General features: G+C 66.8%; 17 protein-coding genes. 10 read left to right on the top strand and 7 right to left on the bottom strand.

The window, feature by feature from the left end:
• Positions 1-15 precede the first annotated feature (15 nt).
• From AC3WR5_RS06715 to fdhD, 5 genes are all read left to right on the top strand, one after another.
• The gene (locus tag AC3WR5_RS06715) at positions 16-486 is read left to right on the top strand and encodes a formate dehydrogenase subunit gamma (protein ID WP_231012002.1); all 471 of its coding nucleotides are present in this window, start codon (positions 16-18) and stop codon (positions 484-486) included.
• Positions 483-2,081 (top strand): formate dehydrogenase beta subunit, encoded by a 1,599-nt coding sequence (locus AC3WR5_RS06710; RefSeq protein WP_492482944.1) that lies wholly within the window; start codon positions 483-485, stop codon positions 2,079-2,081. The genes AC3WR5_RS06715 and AC3WR5_RS06710 overlap by 4 nt, the downstream gene beginning before the upstream one ends.
• Before the next feature lie 54 nt (positions 2,082-2,135).
• Entirely contained in the window at positions 2,136-5,027 is a 2,892-nt protein-coding gene (fdhF, locus tag AC3WR5_RS06705) for a formate dehydrogenase subunit alpha (RefSeq protein ID WP_492482942.1), read from the top strand.
• 63 nt (positions 5,028-5,090) lie between these two features.
• Positions 5,091-5,327 carry a formate dehydrogenase subunit delta gene (locus tag AC3WR5_RS06700; RefSeq protein ID WP_141288157.1) on the top strand — a complete coding sequence of 79 codons (237 nt, stop codon included), beginning with the start codon at positions 5,091-5,093 and terminating at the stop codon, positions 5,325-5,327.
• Between the two features lie 64 nt (positions 5,328-5,391).
• Positions 5,392-6,234 (top strand): formate dehydrogenase accessory sulfurtransferase FdhD, encoded by an 843-nt coding sequence (gene fdhD, locus AC3WR5_RS06695; RefSeq protein WP_492482940.1) that lies wholly within the window; start codon positions 5,392-5,394, stop codon positions 6,232-6,234.
• A gap of 28 nt (positions 6,235-6,262) precedes the next feature.
• Here the strand turns inward: fdhD and AC3WR5_RS06690 are convergent, their stop codons facing one another.
• The 3 genes from AC3WR5_RS06690 to AC3WR5_RS06680 form a co-directional block, all read right to left on the bottom strand.
• Positions 6,263-6,703 carry a hypothetical protein gene (locus AC3WR5_RS06690; RefSeq protein WP_492482938.1) on the bottom strand — a complete coding sequence of 147 codons (441 nt, stop codon included), beginning with the start codon at positions 6,701-6,703 and terminating at the stop codon, positions 6,263-6,265.
• Between the two features lie 124 nt (positions 6,704-6,827).
• Positions 6,828-10,385, bottom strand: coding sequence for an AfsR/SARP family transcriptional regulator (locus AC3WR5_RS06685; RefSeq protein ID WP_492482936.1), 3,558 nt, complete (start codon positions 10,383-10,385; stop codon positions 6,828-6,830).
• Between the two features lie 84 nt (positions 10,386-10,469).
• Positions 10,470-11,801 (bottom strand): DEAD/DEAH box helicase, encoded by a 1,332-nt coding sequence (locus AC3WR5_RS06680; protein ID WP_492482934.1) that lies wholly within the window; start codon positions 11,799-11,801, stop codon positions 10,470-10,472.
• Positions 11,802-11,964: 163 nt separating this feature from the next.
• Between AC3WR5_RS06680 and AC3WR5_RS06675 the strand changes: the two genes are divergently transcribed.
• A complete protein-coding gene (locus AC3WR5_RS06675; protein WP_141288326.1) occupies positions 11,965-13,065 on the top strand; it encodes an S-(hydroxymethyl)glutathione dehydrogenase/class III alcohol dehydrogenase in 1,101 nt (366 codons plus the stop codon).
• A gap of 2 nt (positions 13,066-13,067) precedes the next feature.
• Positions 13,068-13,961: an S-formylglutathione hydrolase gene (fghA, locus tag AC3WR5_RS06670; RefSeq protein ID WP_492482933.1), complete on the top strand. Its 894-nt coding sequence runs from the start codon at positions 13,068-13,070 to the stop codon at positions 13,959-13,961.
• A gap of 9 nt (positions 13,962-13,970) precedes the next feature.
• Here fghA and AC3WR5_RS06665 read toward each other — a convergent pair whose 3' ends face one another.
• Positions 13,971-14,951, bottom strand: a complete 981-nt coding sequence (locus AC3WR5_RS06665) for a hypothetical protein (RefSeq protein ID WP_492482931.1) — start codon at positions 14,949-14,951, stop codon at positions 13,971-13,973.
• 142 nt (positions 14,952-15,093) lie between these two features.
• Positions 15,094-16,755 (bottom strand): vanadium-dependent haloperoxidase, encoded by a 1,662-nt coding sequence (locus tag AC3WR5_RS06660; RefSeq protein WP_492482929.1) that lies wholly within the window; start codon positions 16,753-16,755, stop codon positions 15,094-15,096.
• On the opposite strand from AC3WR5_RS06660, the gene AC3WR5_RS06655 reads away from it, so the two are divergent.
• Entirely contained in the window at positions 16,754-17,461 is a 708-nt protein-coding gene (locus AC3WR5_RS06655; protein WP_492482927.1) for a response regulator, read from the top strand. The two genes, AC3WR5_RS06660 and AC3WR5_RS06655, sit on opposite strands and share 2 nt — an antisense overlap.
• Here AC3WR5_RS06655 and AC3WR5_RS06650 read toward each other — a convergent pair.
• Positions 17,451-19,754 (bottom strand): hybrid sensor histidine kinase/response regulator, encoded by a 2,304-nt coding sequence (locus tag AC3WR5_RS06650; protein ID WP_492482925.1) that lies wholly within the window; start codon positions 19,752-19,754, stop codon positions 17,451-17,453. The two genes, AC3WR5_RS06655 and AC3WR5_RS06650, sit on opposite strands and share 11 nt — an antisense overlap.
• A 45-nt stretch (positions 19,755-19,799) precedes the next feature.
• Complete coding sequence (locus AC3WR5_RS06645; protein ID WP_492482923.1) at positions 19,800-20,795, bottom strand: ABC transporter substrate binding protein; 996 nt, start codon at positions 20,793-20,795, stop codon at positions 19,800-19,802.
• A 151-nt stretch (positions 20,796-20,946) separates the two neighbouring features.
• Between AC3WR5_RS06645 and AC3WR5_RS06640 the strand changes: the two genes are divergently transcribed.
• Complete coding sequence (locus AC3WR5_RS06640; protein ID WP_492482921.1) at positions 20,947-22,110, top strand: phosphatase PAP2 family protein; 1,164 nt, start codon at positions 20,947-20,949, stop codon at positions 22,108-22,110.
• Positions 22,111-22,167: 57 nt separating this feature from the next.
• Entirely contained in the window at positions 22,168-22,941 is a 774-nt protein-coding gene (locus tag AC3WR5_RS06635) for an SDR family oxidoreductase (protein WP_492482919.1), read from the top strand.
• Positions 22,942-23,019: the final 78 nt, after the last annotated feature.

The following is a 23,019-nucleotide window of genomic DNA, read 5'->3' as shown; positions in this document are numbered from 1 at the left end:
GCCGGGCCGGAGCCGATGGCGCCCGCGCTGGCCGCGCAGGTCAACCCACTGATCGCCGCCCACCGCGAGCGGGCCGGCGCGCTGCTGCCGCTGCTGCACGCTGTGCAGGAACGGCTGGGCCATGTGCCGCCGATGGTGGTGCCGGCGATTGCCGAGGCGTTGAACCTCTCGCGTGCCGAGGTGCATGGGGTGATCAGCTACTACCACTTCTTCCGCAGCACGCCGCCGGGCCGGCATGTGGTGCAGGTCTGCCGGGCCGAGGCCTGCCAGGCCTGCGGGGCCGACGAGTTGCTGGCCGAGGCCGAGGCCTTGCTGGGCTGCAAATCCCATGAAACCCGCAGCGACGGCGCGGTGACGCTGGAGCCGGTGTTCTGCCTGGGCCTGTGCGCCTCCTCGCCCGCCGTGCAGGTGGACGACCAACTGCATGCCCGCATGACCCCCGCCCGGCTGCGCCAGCTCGGCGAGCAACTGGAGATCCTGGCATGAACACCGCAGTCGCTCCTGTCACCGTTCCTGTCACCGTTTACGTGCCGGCCGATTCGGCGGCGCTGGCCGCTGGCGCCGACGCTGTCGTCACCGCGCTGCAGACCGGCTGCGCCCAGCGCGGCCTGGCCATGGCGCTGGTGCGCAACAGCTCGCGCGGCATGTTCTGGCTGGAGCCCTTGGTCGAGGTGGCTACGCCGGCTGGCCGCGTGGCTTATGGCCCGGTCACGCCGGAAGACGTGCCCGGCCTGCTCGATGCCGGCATGCTGCACGGCGGCGCCCATGCGCTGCGCCACGGCATCACCGAGCAAATTCCCTTCTTGGCCCTGCAGGAGCGCCTGACCTTCCGCCGCATGGGCGTGACGGACCCGCTCTCGCTGAGTGACTACGCCGCCCACGAGGGCTGGGCCGGCCTGCGCCGCGCAGTGACGCTGGACAGCGCCGCGCTGGTCCATGAAGTCACCCATTCGGGCCTGCGCGGCCGAGGTGGTGCCGCCTTCCCGGCCGGCATCAAGTGGAAAACCGTGGCGGGGGCGGTCTCGGTGCAGAAGTACGTGGTGTGCAATGCCGACGAAGGCGACTCCGGCACCTACTCCGACCGCATGACGATGGAGGGCGACCCCTACATGCTGATCGAGGGCATGACCATCGCCGCGCTGGCGGTGGGGGCCACCATGGGCTACGTCTACATCCGCTCCGAGTATCCGCACGCGGTGGCCGTGATGAGCGAGGCCATCGCCCGCGCCACCGCGGCCGGCTTCCTGGGCGACGATGTGCTGGGCAGCGGCAAGCGTTTCCACCTGGAGGTGCGCAAGGCCGCGGGCGCCTACGTGTGCGGCGAAGAGACGGCGATGCTGGAAAGCATTGAAGGCCGGCGCGGCATCGTGCGCGCCAAGCCGCCGCTGCCGGCGCTGCAAGGCCTGTTTGGCCAGCCCACGGTGATCAACAACGTGATCACCTTCGCCAGCGTGCCCATCATCTTCGCGCGGGGTGCCGATTTCTACCGCGGCTACGGCATGGGCCGCTCGCACGGCACGCTGCCGTTCCAGCTCGGTGGCGACATTCGCCAGGGCGGCCTTGTCGAAAAGGCCTTCGGCCTGACGCTGCGCGAGCTGCTCTACGGCTTCGGTGGCGGCACCCGCAGCGGCCGGCCCATCAAGGCGGTGCAGGTGGGTGGCCCGCTGGGCGCCTACGTGCCCGAATCGCAGTGGGACGTGCCCATGGACTACGAGGCCTATGCCGCGATGGGCGCGGCGCTGGGCCACGGCGGCATCGTGGTGCACAGCGACAAGGCCGACATGGCCAAGCTGGCGCGCTACGCGATGGAGTTCTGCGCGCTGGAGAGCTGCGGCAAGTGCACGCCATGCCGCATCGGCTCCACCCGTGGGGTCGAAGTGATCGACCGCATCCTGGTGGGCCGCCATCGCGAGCAGCAGGTCGAACTGCTGCGCGAGCTTTGCGACACGATGCTCCACGGCAGCCTGTGCGCCATGGGCGGGATGACCCCTTATCCGGTGCTGTCTGCCCTGAATCACTACCCTGAGGACTTCGGTCTGGTGCCGGCCACTGCCGCCGCGCCCGATCCGCAGCTCGCCTGATCCGCGCTGCCGGATCACCCGCCCCATCATTGCCTGCACCCGAGGACCGCCATCATGCTGAACCACCTCAAGACAGAGATCGATTTCGGAACCCCTGCGCGCGAGTCCGCGCAAGAGGTCACGCTGAACATCGACGGTTACCCGGTCAAGGTGCCCAAGGGCACCTCGCTGATGCGGGCTGCCGTGGAGGCCGGCATCCAGGTGCCCAAGCTCTGCGCCACCGACAGCCTGGAGCCCTTCGGCTCCTGCCGGCTGTGCCTGGTGGAGATCGACGGCCGGCGCGGCTTCCCCGCCTCCTGCACCACGCCGGCCGAGCAAGGCATGGTCGTGCGCACCCAGACGCCCAAGCTGCAGCAGCTGCGCAAGGGCGTGATGGAGCTGTACATCTCCGACCATCCGCTGGACTGCCTGACCTGCAGCGCCAATGGCAACTGCGAGCTGCAGGACATGGCCGGCGTCACCGGCCTGCGCAATGTGCGCTACGGCGTGGCTGGCAAGGAGGTCGACGGCATTTCCGGCGCCCACCATTGCGACACGCCGCAGGACACCTCCAATCCCTACTTCACCTACGACGCCAGCAAGTGCATCGTCTGCAACCGCTGCGTGCGGGCGTGTGAGGAAACCCAGGGGACCTTTGCGCTGACCATTTCCGGCCGGGGCTTCGAGAGCCGCGTCTCGCCGGGCCAGGACCAGCCCTTCATGGACAGCGAGTGCGTGTCCTGCGGGGCCTGCGTGGAAGCCTGCCCGACGGCCACGCTGCAGGAAAACAGCATCATCGAGCTCGGCCAGCCCGAGCACAGCCTGATCACCACCTGTGCCTATTGCGGCGTGGGCTGCGGCTTCAAGGCCGAGATGAAGGGCAACACCGTGGTCCGCATGGTGCCCTGGAAGGACGGCAAGGCCAACGACGGCCACAGCTGCGTCAAGGGTCGCTTCGCCTGGGGTTACGCCACCCATGCAGACCGCATCACCACGCCGATGATCCGCAAGAAGATCAGCGACCCGTGGCAGCCCGTCAGCTGGGACGAGGCCATCGGCTACGCCGCGTCGGAGTTCAAGCGCATCCAGGCCGCGCACGGCAAGGATTCGGTGGGCGGCATTACCTCCAGCCGCTGCACCAACGAAGAAACCTACCTGGTGCAGAAGCTGATCCGCGCGGCCTTCGGCACCAACAACGTCGACACCTGCGCCCGGGTCTGCCACTCGCCCACCGGCTACGGCCTGGGCCAGACCTTCGGCACCTCGGCCGGCACGCAGACCTTCAAGTCGGTCGAGCAGTCGGACATGATCCTGGTCATTGGCGCCAACCCCAGCGATGCGCACCCGGTCTTCGCCTCGCGCATGAAGCGCCGCCTGCGCGAAGGCGCCAAGCTGGTGGTGGTCGATCCGCGCAAGATCGACCTGGTCAGCTCGCCTCACGTGCGGGCCCAGCATCATCTGGCACTGCGCCCCGGCACCAACGTGGCCATGATCTCGGCGCTGGCCCATGTGGTGGTCACCGAAGGCCTGGTCAACGAAGCCTACGTGGCCGAGCGCTGCGACACCAAGAGCTTTGCCGAATGGCGCGAATTCGTCGCCCGGCCGGAAAACTCGCCCGAGATGCTGGAAGCGGCCACTGGTGTGCCGGCTGCCGAGGTGCGGGCTGCCGCGCGGCTGTATGCCGCCGGCCCGAATTCGGCCATCTACTACGGCCTGGGCGTCACCGAACACGCGCAGGGCTCGACCATGGTCATCGGCATTGCCAACCTGGCCATGGCCTGCGGCATGGTGGGCCGCGAGGGCGTGGGCGTGAACCCGCTGCGCGGCCAGAACAATGTGCAGGGCAGTTGCGACATGGGCAGCTTCCCGCATGAGCTGCCGGGCTACCGCCACATTTCCGACACCACGGCCCGCAACCTGTTCGAGGCGGCCTGGGGCGTGGAGCTCAGCCCGGAGCCCGGCCTGCGCATTCCGAACATGTTCGACGCCGCCCATGAGGGCAGCTTCCTGGGCCTGTACTGCCAGGGCGAGGACATCGTGCAGTCCGACCCCAACACCCAGCACGTGGCCGATGCGCTGAGCCGCATGGAATGCATCGTCGTGCAGGACATCTTCCTGAACGAAACCGCCAAGTACGCCCACGTGTTCCTGCCCGGGTCTTCGTTCCTGGAGAAGGACGGCACCTTCACCAATGCCGAGCGCCGCATTTCCCGCGTGACCCAGGCCATGCCGCCGCTGCCAGGCCTGGCCGACTGGGAGGTCACCGTCAAGCTCTCGAACGCCCTCGGCTACCCCATGGCTTATGCATCGCCCGAGCAGGTGATGGACGAGATCGCGATGCTCACGCCCAGCTTTGCCGGCGTGAGCTACGAGAAGATCGAGCGCCTGGGCAGCGTGCAGTGGCCCTGCAACGACAGCACCGAAGAAGCCGGCACCGCCATCATGCACCGCGAGAAGTTTGTGCGCGGCAAGGGCAAGTTCATCGTCACCCAGTACGTGCCCAGCGAGGAAAAGGTCACCCGCAAGTACCCGCTGCTGCTGACCACCGGCCGCATTCTGAGCCAGTACAACGTGGGTGCGCAGACCCGCCGCACGCCCAACAACCAGTGGCATGACGAGGACAGGCTGGAGATCCACCCGCACGACGCCGAGGAGCGCGGCGTGCGCGCTGGCGACTGGGTGGGCGTGGAAAGCCGCGCCGGCCACACGGTGCTGCGCGCGGTGCTCAGCGAGCGCATGCAGCCGGGCGTGGTCTACACCACCTTCCACTTCCCGGAATCCGGCGCCAACGTGATCACCACCGACGCCTCCGACTGGGCCACCAACTGCCCAGAGTACAAGGTGACGGCGGTGCAGGTGATGCCGGTGGCGCAGCCCTCGGAATGGCAGCGGGGCTACGCCGAGTTCAACCAGACCCAACTGGACTTGCTGGACCAGGCGCGGCGCGCGGAGGTCATCGGCAAATGAAGACCTTCACCGCCGTTTCCCTGTCCGCCGTCCCACCCTGTGGACATTCAGAAAGCGCGCCTCATGGACGTTGAACACCTGGTGCACATGGCCAACCAGATCGGCCAGTTCTTCCAGGCCCAGCCCGACCGGGCCGAGGCGCTGGACGGCATTGCCACCCACATTCGCAAGTTCTGGGCGCCGCGCATGCGCCACGCCTTGGCGCGGCACATCGAGGCCCGGGCCGAAGGCGGCGCGGAAGACGGGCTGCTGCCCATCGTGCGCGACGCCTTGCAGGTGCGCGCAGACGTGCTCGATTGAGAGCCTTGGTGCGCGCACCTGCGCAAGCCGGGGTTGGCGTTTGCGCGCAGAATCTGCCGCCAGCATGAGCGACGATTTCTCTCCCCATCTTCTTTCGCCGGCCGACGATTCCCTGCCGCCTCCCACGGTGCCCGTCACCGTGCGGCGCGTGCGCCAGGGCCGGCTGCTGGACCACGCTGATTCCGATCAGGTGGCCACCGAAACCCCGGTCGCCCTGGTCTTCAACGGCATCTCGCATGCCGTGATGATGGCCACGCCGGCCGACCTCGAAGCCTTCGCGCTGGGCTTTGCGCTTTCCGAAGGCCTGCTGGCCTCACCTTCCGAATGCCGTGGCATGGAGGTGATCGTCGGCGCGCAGGGCTGCGAAGTTCAGCTCGAAGTGGCCACTGCTGCCGAAATGCGCCTGAAGGACCAGCGCCGCACGCTGGCCGGCCGCACCGGCTGCGGCCTGTGCGGCATCGACAGCCTCACGCGCCTGGACCTGCAGCCTGAAACGCTGAGTCCGCCCGCCTGGCTGTCTTCGCTTGCGCCCGCCACTGTGCTCGGCGCTTTCGGGCAAATGGCAGCCCTGCAGCCGCTCAATGCCATCAGCGGCGCGCACCATGCCGCCGGCTGGGCCACGCCCGAAGGCGAACTGGTGAAGGTGATGGAAGACGTGGGCCGCCACAACGCGCTGGACAAACTGCTGGGCTGGCGGGTGCAGAGCCGGGCACCGCTGGACGCCGGCTTCATCGTCATGTCCAGCCGCGCCAGCTACGAGCTGGTGCGCAAAAGCGCCCGCCTGGGCGTGCCGCTGCTGGCGACCATCTCGGCGCCGACCTCGCTGGCGGTCGACATCGCCCGCCAGGCCGGGCTGCAGTTGTACGGCTTTTGCCGTGGCGAGCAGGCGGTGCGCTACGTGCCGTGAACGGCCTGTCGCGCACCGGCAAGCTTGCTCAGTGGGTGCTCAGGAACACAGCGGGTGCTTGCACCACGGTGCCGCAGCGGTCCGCCAGCGTGACCGTGACCTTGTTGACACCCGGCTGGAACAGGTCGCTCAGGTCCACCGGATTCAGCGGATAGGCGTCCTGGCAGCCGCCGCTGAAGTCGTACGAATAGCTTTGCTTGGTGCCGTCCGGTCGCACGACGTTGACGGTGATCACATCGTCCACGTAGAAGGTGCCGGTACCGTCGGCAGCGCCTGAGAGCATCACCTTGCCCTGCTGGTAGCCGAAGCTGAAGGTGGTCTTGAAGAAGTTCTCGCCTTGCTTCTTCACCGGGGTGGACGGGATGCCGGCGGTGATGCCGACGCTGGTCAACGGCGTGCTGGCCTGGGCGAGGAGGGGGCTCAGCGCAATTGCGGCAAGCAGGGCGGGAATCGCAATGAATCTGGACATGGGGGTGGGTCTCTGCGTCTGAATGTTGGAAAAGCTGGGTGGCGCGAGGCAGCCGTTTTCATCCGTCACTTCGGGCGCCACTGGGCGATGCCCATGCTAGGCAGCCCGCGTAGTCAAAGCGTAGTCAGCGCGCGAGGCTCGCGCCTTGACGGCGTGCTGCGCGCTGCAGCTCGCGCACGGCTGGCAGCAAGCCGGTGGCGCCCAGCCGCACGGCCAGGGTCTCGGCCTCCATGAGCAGGCATTCGGCGGCTTGGGTCTCGCCAGACTTCAGTTGGCACAGCGCCAGCAGTCGCAGCAGCTCAGGTTCGCAGAAGTGATCCAGCCCACTGCGCGCGTCTTCCAGTGCCAATGTCAGCTCCGCCTGGGCGGCCTGGATTTCACCGGCTTGCAGCAGGGCGCTGCCAAGGATCCAGCGTGCCGTGGTCGAGCCTGCCCGGTAGGCCATGCGCATTTGCTGGGCGGCCTGCAGCCCCTCGGCCGCCACGCCGGGCGCGCCCTGGCAGGCCCGCGCCCACAGCACGAACAGCCGGTTCAAACCGCGCCAGAGCGGGAAACCGAAGCGTTCGGACAGCATGCAGGCTTCACCCGAGACGGCCAGCACCCGCTCGGTGTCGCCCAGGCACCAGTGCACGGCTGCCGCAAGGCTGAGGCTGAAGCACAGCGCGTGGGCCCGGCCGGCTTGGCGGGCCAGGCCCACGGTTGCATCGGCCAGTTGCCTGGCCTCCTCGGGCCGCCCCAGGAACCACAAATTCCAGCTTCGCACGGAGGCGCTGAGCAACGCTGCGTCGTCTTCCATGCAACGGCGGCGTTGCTCGGGTGACAACCCGCTGGCCAGCTCGGCGGCGCGCTGCAGGTGGTGCAGCGCGTCGGCCAGTTCGCCGTGCCAGAACTGGGAGTTGCCCATGGCGAAGCAGGCCATCAGCATTTCGGCTGGGTCCTGCGCCGTGTTGACCAAGCCTCGCGCGTGGGCCAGGCCCAGGCTGCGGCCCTGCGAGCCTGCGCCCATGTACAGCCCCGACAGGGCGCGAAAACGCAGCCGTCGCCTTTCGGCCGTGTCGCCATCGCTGGCCTGCAGGGCCTGCAGGACCTCGCCGTAGGTGGCGTGCGCCAGCGGGGAGCCATAGCCCTGGCACATCATGGTGGCCTGGGCATGCTGCAGGCGAAGGTGAAGCAGCAGGTCTTGCGGCGGGGCGGCGCCCGGCTGCTCGCCGAGCTGCAGGGCCCGGGCGTAGTGGCGCATGGCGTCCTGTGCGAACTCCTGTGTCAGTGCCGTATCGCCGGCCTCGGCCCAGCGGTCTCGTGCTTCGGCCCAGCGCTCGGCGCCTTCCAGGTGCGAGGCCAGTTCGGCGGGCGGGGTCGACGGTTGCATGTGCAGCAAGGCGAGTTGGCGGCCATGCAACTCGCGGCGGGTGGCGCGCGGCAGGCTGTTTTTCGCGGCTTCGTGGATCAGGCCATGCCGGAACGCATAACCCTGTTCGCCCCGCGCTTCTGCCGGTATCAGCAGCTGCAGCGCCAAGGCCTGGGCCAGGACGGGCGCCAGGTCCGGTTCGTCGGGCAGCAGTGCGGCCAGCGCCGTGGCGCTGAACTGCGGCCCGAGCACTGCGGCAGCCTGCAGCACCTGTCGGCCGCGGCCCAGCCGGTCCAGTTCGGCCTGCAGCATGTAGGGCAGGGCCACGCCTGGAGGGGCCGCGCTGCCGCCGGCGTGCTGCAGCGCCAGTCGCTCCGCGAACAGCGGGATGCCGCCGCTGCGTTGCGCCATCTCGTCGAGCTGAACGGGGTCCAGCAGGTCCGCGCCGGCGTGGCGGCGGATCAGGGCCCGGGTATCGGCCGCAGCCAGCGGCCCCAGTGGCAGCAGCTGCGGCGGCCGGCCCTCTTCTGGCAGGGGCGCTTCGGGCCTGCTGGTGCACAGCAGCATCAGGCGCTGGTTGGCGAAGGTGGCGGCGTAGCGGGCCAGGAATTCACGGGTGGCTTCGTCGGCCCAGTGCACGTCGTCGAGCAGCAGCAGGAGGGGCTCGGTGCGAGATGCCTGGTCCAGCCAGTCGAAGGCGGCGTCCAGCAGCTGTGGGCGATTCGGCGTGGCGTCGTCCTTCAGGGCCAGGTGCCGGCGCAGCGGGCCAAACGGGTGCGGCTGCAGCCGCAGCGAGCATGGCCAGCGAACCATTCGCCCGCCTTGGGCTGCGACGGTCTGTGCCAGGTGTTCGGCGAGGGTCGTCTTGCCGATGCCAGCAGGCCCCACCAGCACCAACCATTGCGGCTCGCCACCTTGCGCCCGGGCCCAGGCCTGTTGCAGCTGACGCACTTCGCGTTCGCGACCCAGGACGGAGACGGGGCGATCCGGTGCGTCGCCGGCAGCCTGCTGTGAAGGGCTGGCGGCCGAGGTGGGTGGCCGCAGGCCCAGCACGCGAGCCACGGGCCCGCATGCACCCGCCGGTGGCGGCAGCGCATGGGCTTGCAGCACGAAGCGCTGCGAGATCTGCGCTGCCACATCGGCGCACACCAGCAGGCTGCTGTCTGCCGCCTCTTCGCACAAGGCCTGGCACGCCAGCGGCAGCCGCTCGGGCAGCGCCAGGCCCTGGGGCCCGGAGGCCACCAGTGTGAAACCGGAAACGACTGCGCCGCAGCAGATCAGCGAGGGGGCACTGGCGGCCCGCACAGCCAGTGCGGCCAGCACGGCACGCTCGGCCGCATGCTCCGGATCCGGTCCCGCGCCAAAGCAGGCGGTGGCACTGCGGCCCAGAACCGCCAGCGGTTCACCACCCCACTGGCGCACCAGGCCCTGGGCCTGGCTCAGGGCCTGGACGCATGCCGCTTCGAACTCATCTGGCGGCGCGTTGGCGGCATCCTGCGCCGACGGACTGAACTGCAGTTGCAGCAGCGTGAGCCAGCGCTGCTCGGTGGCCGGGCGTGCCGGTGGCGGGGGGGACACGCCCGGCGCCGGCAATCTCGCCCGAAGCGCGGCCGGCGCGGCCAGGCCCAGTTCGGAGCGCCAGTGGTTGTCGGTCAAGGTCAGCACCTCGCGCGCGCCGCGCAGGTCCGCATGGGCAACCAGCAGATCGATCAACCCGGCAGCGAGGTCTTCGTCCAGCGGCTCCTGCTGCCAGGCGGCGCGGGCGGCAGAAATGGCCGCAGCGGTGCGCCCTTGGGCTTGCAGCCAACGGCTCAGGGTGCGAACGCTGGCCAGGCCCGTCTGCCGCCAGCGTTGACGTTCTGGCCCCAGCCAGTCGTCGCCGGAGGTCAGGGCGTCTGTGGAAAAGCCTTCGAGCAGCGGGCTCAACCAGGTCTGTGCATCCCCCAGGGCCGCAAGGCTGAGCTCTGCGTCGGCAGGGGCTTGCTGTTGCCACTCCCGCAGCAGGTGCAGGTCGACCAGCAACTGCGCGTGCGGTCGCAGCCGCACCTGCTGGCGCTCGACCTCCAGTGCCAGCCCAAGTGCCAGCGACCCCAGGCCCTGGCTCGCATCGGCCAGCAACTGGCGCAGGTTGGTCAGGGCGGCGGCTGCCGGCAGCGCCGGCCAGAGCCGCCCGGCCAGCACGCTGCGTGGCTGCCATTCGGCGGGGTGGCAGGCCAGGCAGGCCAGCAACAGCCAGGTCTTGCGATAGCGGAAACGAATGTCGCGTGTGGGCTCGCCCAGCCAGCTCAGGCGGGGCTGTCCCAGCAGGCGCAGCAGGCAATGGGTAGCTTTCAAGGTACAGCAGGGTTGGCGTGCGCGCCGCAGTATCTCTGCGCTTGGCCCTGTGGACGATCCCCAGGCTTGGGGTTGCGCGGTGCGTCAGCCGGGCTTTTGCGTTTGGCGCTCGCCCTTGGCGCTGGCTGCGGCCTCGCGCAGCTTGTCCTTCTTGCTCTTGCGCTTGCCCTTGATGCCGCCATTCGGGTCCAGCCCGGTGCCGGCGGGCAAGGGCATGTCGCCGCTGTCTTCCTCGGCCGGCGCAGCCGGCGCGGCATGGTGCACGTGCGGCTCGAAACCGGCGATCTGCTCACGTGGCACGCGTTGGCCCTGGCGGTTCTCGATCAGCCGGAAATGCGCTTCGGTGGCCGGCGTGATGAAGCTGATCGCTTCGCCTTCTGCGCCCGCGCGGCCAGTGCGGCCGATGCGGTGCACATGGTCCTCGGACGAGCGCGGCAGGTCGTAGTTGACGACCAGCGGCAGTGCGTCGATGTGCAGGCCGCGCGCGGCCATGTCGGTCGCCACCAGCACCTGCAATTTCGCCTGCTTGAAGGCATGCAGCATGTTCTGTCGCGCGCCCTGGCTGAGTCCTGCGTGGAACGGTTCCGCGGCCACGCCGGCCAGCGCCAGCTTGTGCGCCACCTTCTCTGCCGCATGCTGGCTGGCCACGAAGACCAGCGCCCGCGCGTCCTGCTTCAGTTCGATGCGCTGGGCCAGCAGGTGGCGCAGCAGCGAGGTGCGGCGGGTTTCCTCGACCACCAGCGCGCGCTGGCGGATGTCCGGCCGCGCCGTGGTCAGGTTGCTCAGGCGGATCTGTTCAGGCTCTTGCAGCCACTGCTCCGCCAGCGTGGTGACGGCCGGCGGGAAGGTCGCCGAGCTCAGCACCGTCTGCCGAGGGGTTGGCAGCAGCGCCAGCACCTCGGCCAGCTCATCCTCGAAGCCCAGCGCCAGCAGCCGGTCGGCCTCGTCCAGCACCAGCGTCTTGACCTGGCCCAGCGACAGCGCGTTGTGCCGCACCAGGTCCAGCAGCCGCCCGGGCGTGGCGACGACGATGTCCGCCCCGCCGCGCAAGCCCATCATCTGCGGGTTGATCGACACGCCGCCGAACACCACCGCGATCTTCACCAGCCCCGGCAGGCTGTGCGCCAGTTCGCGCAGCGTCTCGCCAAGCTGCAGGGCCAGCTCGCGCGTGGGCACCAGCAGCAGCGCATGCGTGGGCCGCGGGTGCTGGGCCGCACCGGCCAGCCATTGCTGCAACAGCGGCAGCGCCAGCGCGACCGACTTGCCAGCACCGGTGCGCGCCTGCATCAGCACATCGCGCCCGGCCAGCAGCGGCGGAATCGCAGCGGCCTGCACAGGGGTCGGCTCCGGCAAGCCCTGGTCGGCCAGCGCACGCAGCAGGGCGGGCGCCAGGCCCAGGGATTCAAAGGACGTCATCAAGCGCTTTTCATGGTCTGGCCGGCAGTGTAGGTGGCGCGGCGTCGAGTGCTGGCACGCAAGCCCCTGCATCGTGTGGCATGCCACGGTGGCGCCGGGTGCGTCCGCGGTTTAGCATCGCCGCTCGATTCAAATTTCAAAAGACATCGCAGAGGAAGCAGCAATGAAAACCCGTGCAGCCGTGGCCTGGCAGGCCGGCCAACCCCTGACCATCGAAGACGTGGACCTGGAAGGGCCGCGGGACGGCGAGGTGCTGGTCGAAGTGAAGGCCACCGGCATCTGCCACACCGACTACTACACGCTCTCGGGCGCGGACCCCGAAGGCCTGTTCCCGGCCATCCTCGGCCATGAAGGCGCGGGCGTGGTGCTGGAAAGCAAGGTGCCCTGGCTGAAGGCCGGTGACCACGTCATTCCGCTCTACACGCCTGAATGCCGGCAGTGCAAGTTCTGCCTCTCGCGCAAGACCAACCTGTGCCAGGCGATTCGCTCCACGCAGGGCAAGGGCCTGATGCCGGACGGTTCCAGCCGCTTCTCCATTGGCGGCAAGCCCATCCTGCACTACATGGGCACCAGCACCTTTGCCAACCACATCGTGGTTCCCGGCATCGCGCTGGCCAAGATCCGGCCGGATGCGCCGTTCGACAAGGTCTGCTACATCGGCTGCGGCGTGACCACCGGCGTTGGCGCGGTGCTGTTCAGCGCCAAGGTGGAAGCCGGTGCCAACGTGGTTGTCTTCGGCCTGGGCGGCATTGGCCTGAACGTGATCCAGGGCGCCAAGATGGTGGGGGCCGACAAGATCATCGGCGTGGACCTGAATCCGGCCCGCGAGGCGATGGCGCGCAAGTTCGGCATGACGCATTTCCTGAACCCCAAGGACCACGAGAACATTGTCGATGCGATCGTGCAGCTGACCGATGGCGGCGCCGACTACAGCTTCGAGTGCATCGGCAACACCAAGGTCATGCGCCAGGCGCTGGAGTGCACCCACAAGGGCTGGGGCCGCAGCATCATCATCGGCGTGGCCGAGGCGGGTGCAGAGATCAGCACCCGGCCGTTCCAGCTGGTCACCGGCCGGCACTGGGAAGGCTCGGCCTTCGGTGGCGCGCGTGGCCGCACGGACGTGCCCAAGATCGTCGACTGGTACATGGACGGCAAGCTCAACATCGACGACCTGATCACCCACAAGCTGCCGCTGGAGCGCATCAACGAAGGCTTCGACCTGATGAAGCGCGGCGAGTCCATCCGCGCCGTGGTGGAGTTCTGACCATGGCAGTGCAAGGCAACATGCAGCTGGACGAGCTGAAGCTGGTCAGCCATCACCTGAGCTTTGGCGGCGAGCAGCGTTTCCAGCGCCACCAATCGCGCGAGATCGGCCTGCCCATGGGCTTTGCGCTGTACCTGCCGCCGCAGGCCAAGCCGGGTGCCACGGTGCCGCTGCTGGTCTACCTGGCCGGGCTCACCTGCACCGAAGAGACCTTCACGATGAAGGCCGGTGCGCAGCGCTGGGCGGCCGAGTTCGGCATCGCGCTCTTGATGCCAGACACCAGCCCGCGCGGCGCTGGCGTGCCTGGCGAGGCCGAGGCCTGGGACTTCGGCGTTGGCGCCGGTTTCTACCTGGATGCGACCGAGGCCCCCTGGGCCACGAACTGGCGCATGGAAAGCTACCTGCTGCGCGAACTGCTGCCTGGCGTGCGCGCCGAGCTGGCCGCGCTGGGCATGAACGCTGGCCGCACCGGCATCTTCGGCCACTCGATGGGCGGCCATGGCGCCTTGACACTGGCGCTGCGCCACCCCGGCGAGTTCGCCAGCCTGTCGGCCTTCGCACCCATCTGCGCGCCCAGTCGCTGCGCCTGGGGCCGCAAGGCCTTCACCGGCTACCTCGGGGCTGACGAAAGCCGCTGGACCGAGCACGACGCCAGCGCCTTGATGGCCGCCCAGGCCAGCCCGCCGCACCCGGCCGGCATCCTGATCGACCAGGGCGAGGCCGACCGCTTCCTGCTCGAAGGCCAGCTGCAGCCCGAAGCCTTCGAAGCCGCCTGCCTGAAGTCCGGCCAGCCGCTGGCCCTGCGCCGCCAGGCCGGCTACGACCACGGCTACTACTTCATCCAGAGCTTCATCGAAGACCACATGCGCCACCATGCGGCGGCGCTGTGCGCATGAGGTCCCGCATCAGTCCGTGAGGTCAAAGCCGAGCTGCAAGGCAATCCAGGTGCGGCGATTCTGGTCGTAGGTCACACCTTGCTTGAGTTCGGCATAGTCCCGGCCCACCAGGAAGCCCATTCGAAATGGACTCTTGCTCTTGGCGACCTCGAAAGTGACGCCTACGGCTGCACTGAGCGCGTTGGCATCGGTTGTTCGAAGCTTGCCGGTGCCATCATCGACGGTGCCCTTCACTGAACCGAGCCCGATTGCGGCGATGTAGGAAACAGCGCCGCCAAACATTTCAGAGCGCCGGCCGAAGTAAGGGGCCACCGTGCTGCTGGTGCCGTTCAGCTGGTGATTGTTGGTGTAGTACTTGTAGGGAACCACCAGCGTTCCATACACCCATCCGCGTCGCAGGGCGCCGCTGGTGGTCACGTCGCTGACCTGAATTGGCGAGGGGTCTTTCTGGCTGTCCTTTTTGGGCACGCAGAGCGCCATGCCCAAAACGTTCAGAACTTCCGATGATGGAACAAGCTCTGCTTCCACGACATTCAAGGTGTCGCCGCCCGGTGGGGTTTGCGAGACGACATAGAGATGTTTGGCGTTCGGCGCCCCCTTGATTTTGCTGACCACGGTGAAGCAATCGCCCTGGTAATTGCGGCCGTCGGAGATGGGTACGCTGTCGTCATAAACACACGCGCCCTTCGCCTCTGAAAACGAGACCCGGGGGCCGCCCACGCAGCTGGGTTGCGGCGGCTTGGGAAGCAGGCATTTCTTTGAGGTCTCGCCCCATGTTGCGCCAGCATAGGCTTCGCAAGCAACTTGCGATTGATCCGCCGCCTGCTGTGCGGTGGGCGCCGTCACGCAGGTTTTGGATGTGCCGTCGTAGCTGCTGAATCCGCCGGCGCAGTCCGGTGTGACTTTGGTGGCTGCGGCGAGGGCTACCGTGTGCGGCGCGAGGGCGAGCCAGGCAATTGCCATGAAGCCGAGAATCGTGCGGTTATGCATGTTGAGACTCCTTGAGTCCGGTCGTCGATGAGTCGGGGTAAGCGGCGGGCAAAGCTGCGCTCTTGCGGTGCAGAAACCGTCGCGGCGGGGTGGAGCCGAGGGGCGTCGGGACGCGAGAGGGGCGCCGCAGCGGGCGCTGCCTTCAGCTGGGCGTGGGGCCCACGTCCGAGGCCCACGGCTTGTTGGCGGTCGCAGCGCTGCCAAAGACGCCGAAGATGTCATCCGCGATCTTGAGACCCAGCGGTACGCCGCCGGTCATCTCCCCGAGCTTCGGTGTCTTGCTGTCTTCTTCGAGCGCAAAGGCGTCAAACAGCCAGTGCACGCCCAGATAGACCCGGCTCCAACCGTTTTCCTCGATCATCTGCCGCAGCCCGCCGGGGAAGGTGCGGGCATGGCGAGGCCGGGTCACGCCGGTGTTGCTGGTGGTCTGGCCGTCCAGTTCTTCCGAGACCAAGACTTCGTTCTGGAACACGTCGTTGCCCTTGCCTTGGCCCAGCTTGACGTCGTAGAACAACTCGATCATGCGCAGCGCTGCCGCACCGAAGGTGGCGTGGCCGGACGGGTAGGCGGGGAATGTGGGGGTGCCGTTGGGCTCGCCCGCTTTGGTGCTTGGATTGAAACTGTTGCTGGCAGGCGCGCCCAGCGGCAGCCAGCCGGGGTCGCACAACACTGCCAGACCTGAACCGCCGGCAGCGCTGGGGCCCATGGCTGCCGCGTCGTGCTCCCGCACTCCCACCACAGGGCGCCAAAGGTCGTACTTGTACTTTTGCTCCCAGGCCAGGATGCCGGCGTCGGCCAGGGCGACATTGACCAGCGCGAACAGCTTGGCGTTGTCCGCCGGGCCATTGTTCTGCTGCTTCGCAATCTGACGCAGGATACGGTTGTAAAGGCGCGGCGGCGTGCCAAGCTTGCGCACGCCGTCATAGGCCCAGAACATCCCGATCATGGTTTCTTCAGCCGCGCGGCGACTTGCCGCAGGCACTGCAGCATTCAGTTCGACGGAGGCGCCCTTTTCTTGCACGCGTGCGAGTTCGGCCAGGTACGCGGGAGAACCTACAACCGGTGGTGGCAGCAGCGCGTGTCTCATGCTGACCGCAAAGCAGGCAGAGCGCGCGCCATAGAACGGGGCGTGCGGCAGTTGCCCCGGCTGGGCAGGGTCGGCCCGGTAATGACCGTATGCTTGTGAATAAGCGTAGCCTGCGGCATCGGCATTGGGGTCGTTCTGGCGCCGGGCGCGCAAGGCGCTCGCTACCTGGCGGCCCCACGCCCGGCCATCATTCCATCCTGGGCCCGCGCCAAGGGCGTCAACCAGGCTGCGATCAAAAAGTGCGACCTGTGCGGGGTAAAGCCAGCGCAGCACCTCGTAGGCCGCCTGCGCGACGGCGCCATCCGGGTCGACCGGCGGGGCCGGTGGCGCGATGCCCGGCAGGTAGGGGCTGGCAACGCCCGCGGGAAAGCCCAGCGCGCCGAAGTAAGCGTCGTACATCGCCAAGTGCACCAGCCCCAGTGCACGCGAACTCATGGTTGGCCCGGGTTGCTCCTGCGCGGCTTTGGTGCCGGGCTCGGATGTGAAATCTTGCCGGTTGGCTTCCAGGGCAACTGCGTTCCAGAACAGAATCGGATCGGCCATCGCGAGGCTCCTTGCTTGGTGCGTTAGGTGGGGAATGCGTGATGTGCATTCGATACCGCTGGCTGCGCTGCGTGAATCCGCCCAATGGCTCGCCCAATTGGCTGAGCCTTCGCCGTCGCTGGCGATGGCCGCTGGATGACACCATGCATCACATGACGGACGAGCCATGCCCATGAACGTTCTCCTGATCGACGACCATGCCCTCTTCCGAGAAGGGCTTGCGCTGCTGCTGAGGCCGCTGCAGGCAGATATCGCCGTGTTCGAGGCCGGCAGCTGCGAGGAAGCTCAGGCGCTGCTGGCGACGCACGCGGACATGCGGCTGGTACTGATGGATCTGGGTTTGCCTGGCATGTCGGGATTGGAGGGCATTGCATGGCTGCGCGTGCACTGTCCAGATGCCGCCGTGGTGGCCCTGTCCTCCGCAGACGACAGGGAGACGGTGCTGAGCGCGCTGGATGCCGGCGCGATGGGCTTCATCCCCAAGAGTTCGAACTCTTCCGTTTTGATTGGCGCACTGGGGCTGGTGCTCGCCAAAGGCATCTATTTGCCACCATCAGTCTTCCTGACGGGCCCAGCCGGTGGGCGTGCGCCGACAGGAGGGTCTGGCCAGCCAGCCACGGCGAGCGCGCCGTCCAGCGATGTCCACGTTGCGCAAGCGCCAGTGAGAACACCTGCCGACTTGGGTTTGACGCCGCGGCAAACCGACGTGCTGGACCTGATCCTCCAAGGCAAGTCGGCCAAGCTGATCGCCCGCGAACTGGGCCTGGCGCCCGGGACCGTGAAGGCCCATACCAGCGCCGTACTGCGGGCGCTGAACGCCACCACGCGGACGCAGGCGGTGGTCGCCGCAGGGCGGCTGGGGCTGCGGCTCAGCCGGTGACGATTTCCGGCCGCGTGATGCCTGTGTCCAGCAGGGACTGGATGGCATTGGCCAGCCGGTCTGCTGTGGCGGGCTTGTGCAGCACCAGCACGTCAAGCGCGTTGGCGCGCTGCTGCACGCCCGCCGTGGTTTCCGCTGTGATGAGCACTGCCGGAATGTTGCACCCGGCGGCCTGGCGCAACGCGGCCAGCATGCTCAGGCCGTCCGGGTCCGGGTCCGTGTCCCCGCCCAACCGCAGGTCCGTGAGCACCAGGTCAGGCGTGCGGAGGTGCGCGTCCAGTGCAGCCAGCGCCTGCGCTGCGGAGGCTGCCGTCGCGACCAGGCATCCCCAATGCGTGCACAGGGCTTCGAGGGCATCGCGGTTGTCCTGGTCGTCGTCCACCACCAGCACGAACAGCCCCTGCAGCGCCGCAGGGATCACCCCGGCCTGGGAAGGCAAGGCGTTCTGTGCGGATGGGTTGCGCAGGGGCACCAGCAATTCAAACATGGATCCTCGGCAGGGCGTCGAACGGACGTGCATGACGTGGCCCAGCAGTTCGGCAGTCCGTCGCACGATGGGCAAGCCCAGACCCAGGCCTTTGGTCGAACTGGCCTGTGCAGACGGCAGGCGGACGAACTCCTCGAAGATTGCATCCAGGTGCTCGGGCGCAATGCCGATCCCGGTGTCGTGGACCTGAATCGCCAACTGGTTGCCACGCAGCCTGCAGCCCACCAGCACGCGCCCATGCGGGGTGTAGCGCAGCGCGTTCGACACCAGATTGCTCAGGCAGCGCTCCAGCAGGCCCGGGTCGCTGTGAATGACAGCGTGGCTGCGGCGAAAGCGCAGGCACAGGCCCGCTTCGACCGCGCCTGGGTCGAAGCGTTGTGCGATCCGATCCAGCAGATCCTGCACTACGAAGGTTTCGGGTTGAGGTTGCACCGCGCCAGCGTCCAGCTTGGAGATGTCCAGCAGGCTGCTGAAGAGGCGCTCCATGACTTCGACGGAGATGGCGAGTTTCTGGGCGATCACCAGCAGTTCGGGTGACTCGATGCGGCTGCGCATCACGGTCACCAGCAAGCCAATCGTGTGCATGGGCTGGCGCAGATCATGGCTGGCTGCGGCCAGGAAGCGGGTCTTGGCATGGCTGGCCCGCTCCGCCACCTCCCGAGCAAGCAGCAGTTCTTGGGTGCGCAGTACCACCTGTTCTTCCAGCTCCTGGTAGAAGCGACCCAAGCGATGCGCCATGCCGTTGAGGTCTTGCGCCAGCAGTTCCAGTTCGTCACCGGTGTGCAGTTCGACCGGGGTGCTGAAGTCGCCGCTGGCGATGCGGGCGCTGGCCCGGCGCAACACGAGGATGGGCTGCGCCAGGCGCCCGCCCTGCCAGACACTGGCCAGCGCCGCGGCCAGGGCGGCGAGCAGGACCAGCAAGGTTGTTCGCTTCAAAGTGTCCAGCGCGGGTGCCATCGCAGCGGCGAGCGGCTGTTCCAGGAAAAGCAGCCAGCCGGTTTCGGGCAAGGCCACCGCCGTGGCAATGACGGCTTGGCCGTCGAGGTCGGACGTTTCCATTGCCGCCAGGTCCGAGGCACCTGAGGCCAGGGCGGCCCTGGCCGCACGCACTTCCGGTCGCTGGTGCATGTCGCGCCGACGCAGCATCTCGATCTGCGTGGGGTGGGCGATCAAACGGTCCTGGTCGTCGATCAGGTAGGCACGTCCTGTTCCGCTGAGGCGAGCCAGTGCGTCTGCCACGACGCGCAGATGCACCACGGCGACCAGACTGTCGTGTGGCAGGTGGCTTGGCGTGCCGGTTTCGCGCACGGTCATCTGCACGTAAGGCTCGGCGCCGTTCTGAAAATACGGCCTGCCGTAGGCAACCGTGCCCGTGGCCGCCTGCTGCGTTCCCGGTCTGGCCGTGAGCAAGCCAGGACCCTGCCGGCTCGGTTCGGTTCGGGAAAGAAACAGCAACTCGCGGCCCTGGTCGTCTTGGGTGTGGAGTTCGGCCAGGGCAGGAAACAGCACCATCAGGCGCAGCAGTTCCTCGCGTTGGCGAGCCAGCTTGAACCCTGCATCGCCCCACGGCAGCTTGGCCGTGTCCCGCAGCCCGGCTTCGATGTTGCGCAGGTACTGGCCGATCTCCCGCGCCACCGCGCTGGCCTGCGCCTGCTGCAGCCTTGCGACTTGCGTGCGCGCTTCCTGGTATGAGAACCACATCTCCGTGAGGCCCGACAGCAGCAGCATGCCCATGGCGATCACCGCAACCCGCATTGCCTGGCGGCGCGCCAGCAGTGGCATCAACGGCAGGTGCGGGAGCCTCATCGTGCTGACGTCTGTGCAGGAGTGAACGCAGAACAGGGCATGGACTCAGGGAACGATCAGATCGGCGCGGGCCACAACCGAAGGGGCGATCTTCGAGCCGCCCAGGTCGTACTGCGCGCGAATGCCCAGCATGAAGCGGCGCGGTCGCTCCACGGGAATGGTCTCGGCGGGCTCGCCTCTGCAGATGCGCAGGACAAGATCGGCCAATGCGTCAAACACAAAGCTGGCGTCTTGTGAATAGGCCATCAGGGCTCCCCTTTGCACTTCGCCTTGCGTGGAATGCATGGCCGGCTTGCGCAGTGCCACAGTACGGGCAATGAGCGTCGCCTCCTCAAAGTATGCGATGGCACTGGGGGGATAGTACAAAGCGCCGATGGACGGGCTCGCCGCCTTGCGGAACACTGCATCCAGGTCGGACGTTTTGTTGGCCGTCAGCAGTTCCAGGCGAACCTTGGGATGCTGCTTCCGAAACGCTGCTTCCAATGCCTTGAATTGCTCTCCCGCCCAGGAGTCATCGGAAATCACGCCGATGGCTTTGGTGCGAGGAAACGCTTCCATGAGAAGCGTCAGGCGCAAAAGCGACAACTGGTCGTTGAGCGACACGCCGGTGACGTGGCGATGGCGTGCGCCGCTGGGTTCCAGCAGGCCATGGGCAACGGGGTCGGCATAGGTCGCGAAAACCAGGTTGGCCGGGCCGAGCAGGGGCAGCGCCGATTCGGCAAAGGCCGTGGTGGGGGTCACGAAGATGCTGCGCGGGTCAGACGAGAGTTGTCTCAATTGGCGCGAGAAATCGGCATCAAGCTGGGCTTGTGTTTCGGGGCCGGAAAGGTAGGCCAAGTGGTGAGATGGGCAACCCGACGAGCGAGCCAGCCATGCCTTGGCAAAGCGCTGGTAGCTGGGGTCTTCTTTGCCTGAAGCTGCAGAGCCCAAGATTGCAATGGTAGGCGTCGTGCCTTCGTCGCTATTGAGGATCTCTGTGGCGGACGCGGGACATGGATCAAACAGGCCGACAGCAAGAGCGATGAACAGCGCCGCGGACATAGTGAATGACTCGCTTCGAGTCATTCCTGTGCTCCACCGGTTTGACATAAGTAGTTGGAACGCTGAGGGGAGCATGGACGCGGCTCCTACTTTGCCGTGAACAGGGCGGCCAGCAAGCCGCGTCTGATGACGAAAGAACAGGAGAGTCGTGATGGTTACGCGAGAAAGCAGCGCCGGAAGTTTTTTCTTCTGGGTAAAAGTATGTCCAGTACCGTCTGGAGAAGTTGAAACCTTCGAAGGTGTTGGAAGGGCGGGAGTGAATTTCCATTGGGAGTGGATCACTCGCCCTCCATGTTTGTTGGCTGGGGCAATGGATAAAGAGGTCAAAATAATTCCTTGTCTCCGGCTGGATAGCGATTATCCTGGACTTCCAAGTTCTTCGGTTCAGTATCAATACCATGCGGCGGGGGCGGACAGAAGTCGCGCTGTCAGTTGGTTGCAGCAGGTTGGGGTTGGTGGTGGCCAAGAATGGTTGTCGGGGGCTTTGGAGTACTTCCTCTTTGAAGTTGAACTCCATACTGACGTCGGCGAAGCCAATAGAGTTGTCACGGTTGCCGATGATACCCCCGAGGACTGGACCCCACCAGAGCGCGACCACAACTGTCCCGGATACGGCACGGACTGGATCAAGAGTGTTGAACCATATCCCCCTCTGTATCTGAATTTGGGAAGCGATCTTTCGATATTGAAGGGGCTCAAGGATCAGCTAGCGGCACTTTTGCCTGGCTACCACGGATCGCTCAGAGAATGTGAGGCTTTGAACTCCATTGCAAATCGTTGGAACGACTCGAAGCAGCAGATTTTGGTGCAGTCCGCTAGCTTATGGCGAGCCGTTTCGCCCGTCATCAAGGTTACCGGCGTTGATGACCTTCAGCGAGCGGGGCTGCACGCGACCTTGCACATGCTGGGCGAAGCATTGCGAGACATGGATGCATTGTTATTGCTGTTCAAGGCTTTTTTTAACCGAGGCAGACCTTGGTCCGTTGTGGGCGGGAATGTTCATCGATTGATAGAGGATCCAGGCCATCCCTCCTTCCCATCCGGTCATGCTGCGCAGGCCGCTCTAGTTGCCATCCTGCTTAAGGAGCTTTTCTCCAAGCTTTACGGTATGACATGGGATGATGGCGAGTTTGATGCGAAAGCAGGAGAAGTTGCGAAAAATAGAGAGATTGCCGGTGTTCATTTTGCTAGCGACTCCAAAGCCGGTAAAGCAGTGGCTGCATGGTGCGCAAATAGATTGCTCGGTAACTCAAAATTTACGACCCTTATGGATGGCGCGCGGGCCGAATGTAAACAATATTTCAAGTTCTGGTAGGCTCGCGCAATGCGCATGGCAGACTTACAAACTCAACCCAAGATTTGAGACTTTGTCATGTCTGCCACCTCACCATCTGCTGCGCGCGCTCGCATCGCCCTCGTCACCGGCGCCGGCAGCGGCATCGGCAAGGCCTGCGCGCTGGGCCTGCTGTCGGCCGGCTGGACGGTGATCTTCAGCGGCCGCCAGCAGGGCACGCTGGAAGCGGCGTTTGCCGGCCACCCTCAGGCCGCGAACGCGCTGGCGCTGCCGATGGACGTGACCGACGCGCTGTCGGTGCAGGCACTGTTCGACCAGATCCGCGAGCGCTTTGGCAGGCTGGACCTGCTGTTCAACAACGCCGGCGTGTTCACCGCCGGCGTGCCGCTGGAAGCGCTGCCGCTGGAGGCCTGGCAGGCCGCGGTGAACACCAACCTGACCGGCGTCTTCCTCTGCACCCGCGAGGCCTTCCGCATCATGAAGGCCCAGGTGCCGCGCGGTGGCCGCATCATCAACAACGGCTCCATCTCGGCCCACGCGCCGCGACCGAACTCCATCGCCTACACGGCGACCAAGCACGCCATCACCGGCCTCACCAAGAGCGCTGCGCTGGACGGCCGCGCCTTCGACATCGCCGTCGGCCAGATCGACATCGGCAACGCCGCCACCGACATGACAGCCGCGATGGCCCACGGCATGCCGCAGGCGGACGGCAGCGTCAAACCCGAAGCCCGCATGGACGTCCAGCACGTCGCCGAAGCCGTGGTCCAGATGGCCGCGCTGCCGCTGAACGCCAACGTGCTGAACATGACCATCATGGCGACCGGCATGCCGTTTGTGGGGCGGGGTTGAGCCGCTGTTGGCTTGCCCCAGGATGCGGCTTCACGCATCCTCCACACAGAAGACGATGACTCGCGTTCGCGCGATGGC

This window comes from Ideonella sp. FW305-24, assembly GCF_058788035.1.
The sequence above is the reverse complement of the archived record's forward strand: the minus strand, read 5'-3'. Positions and strand labels throughout refer to the sequence as shown.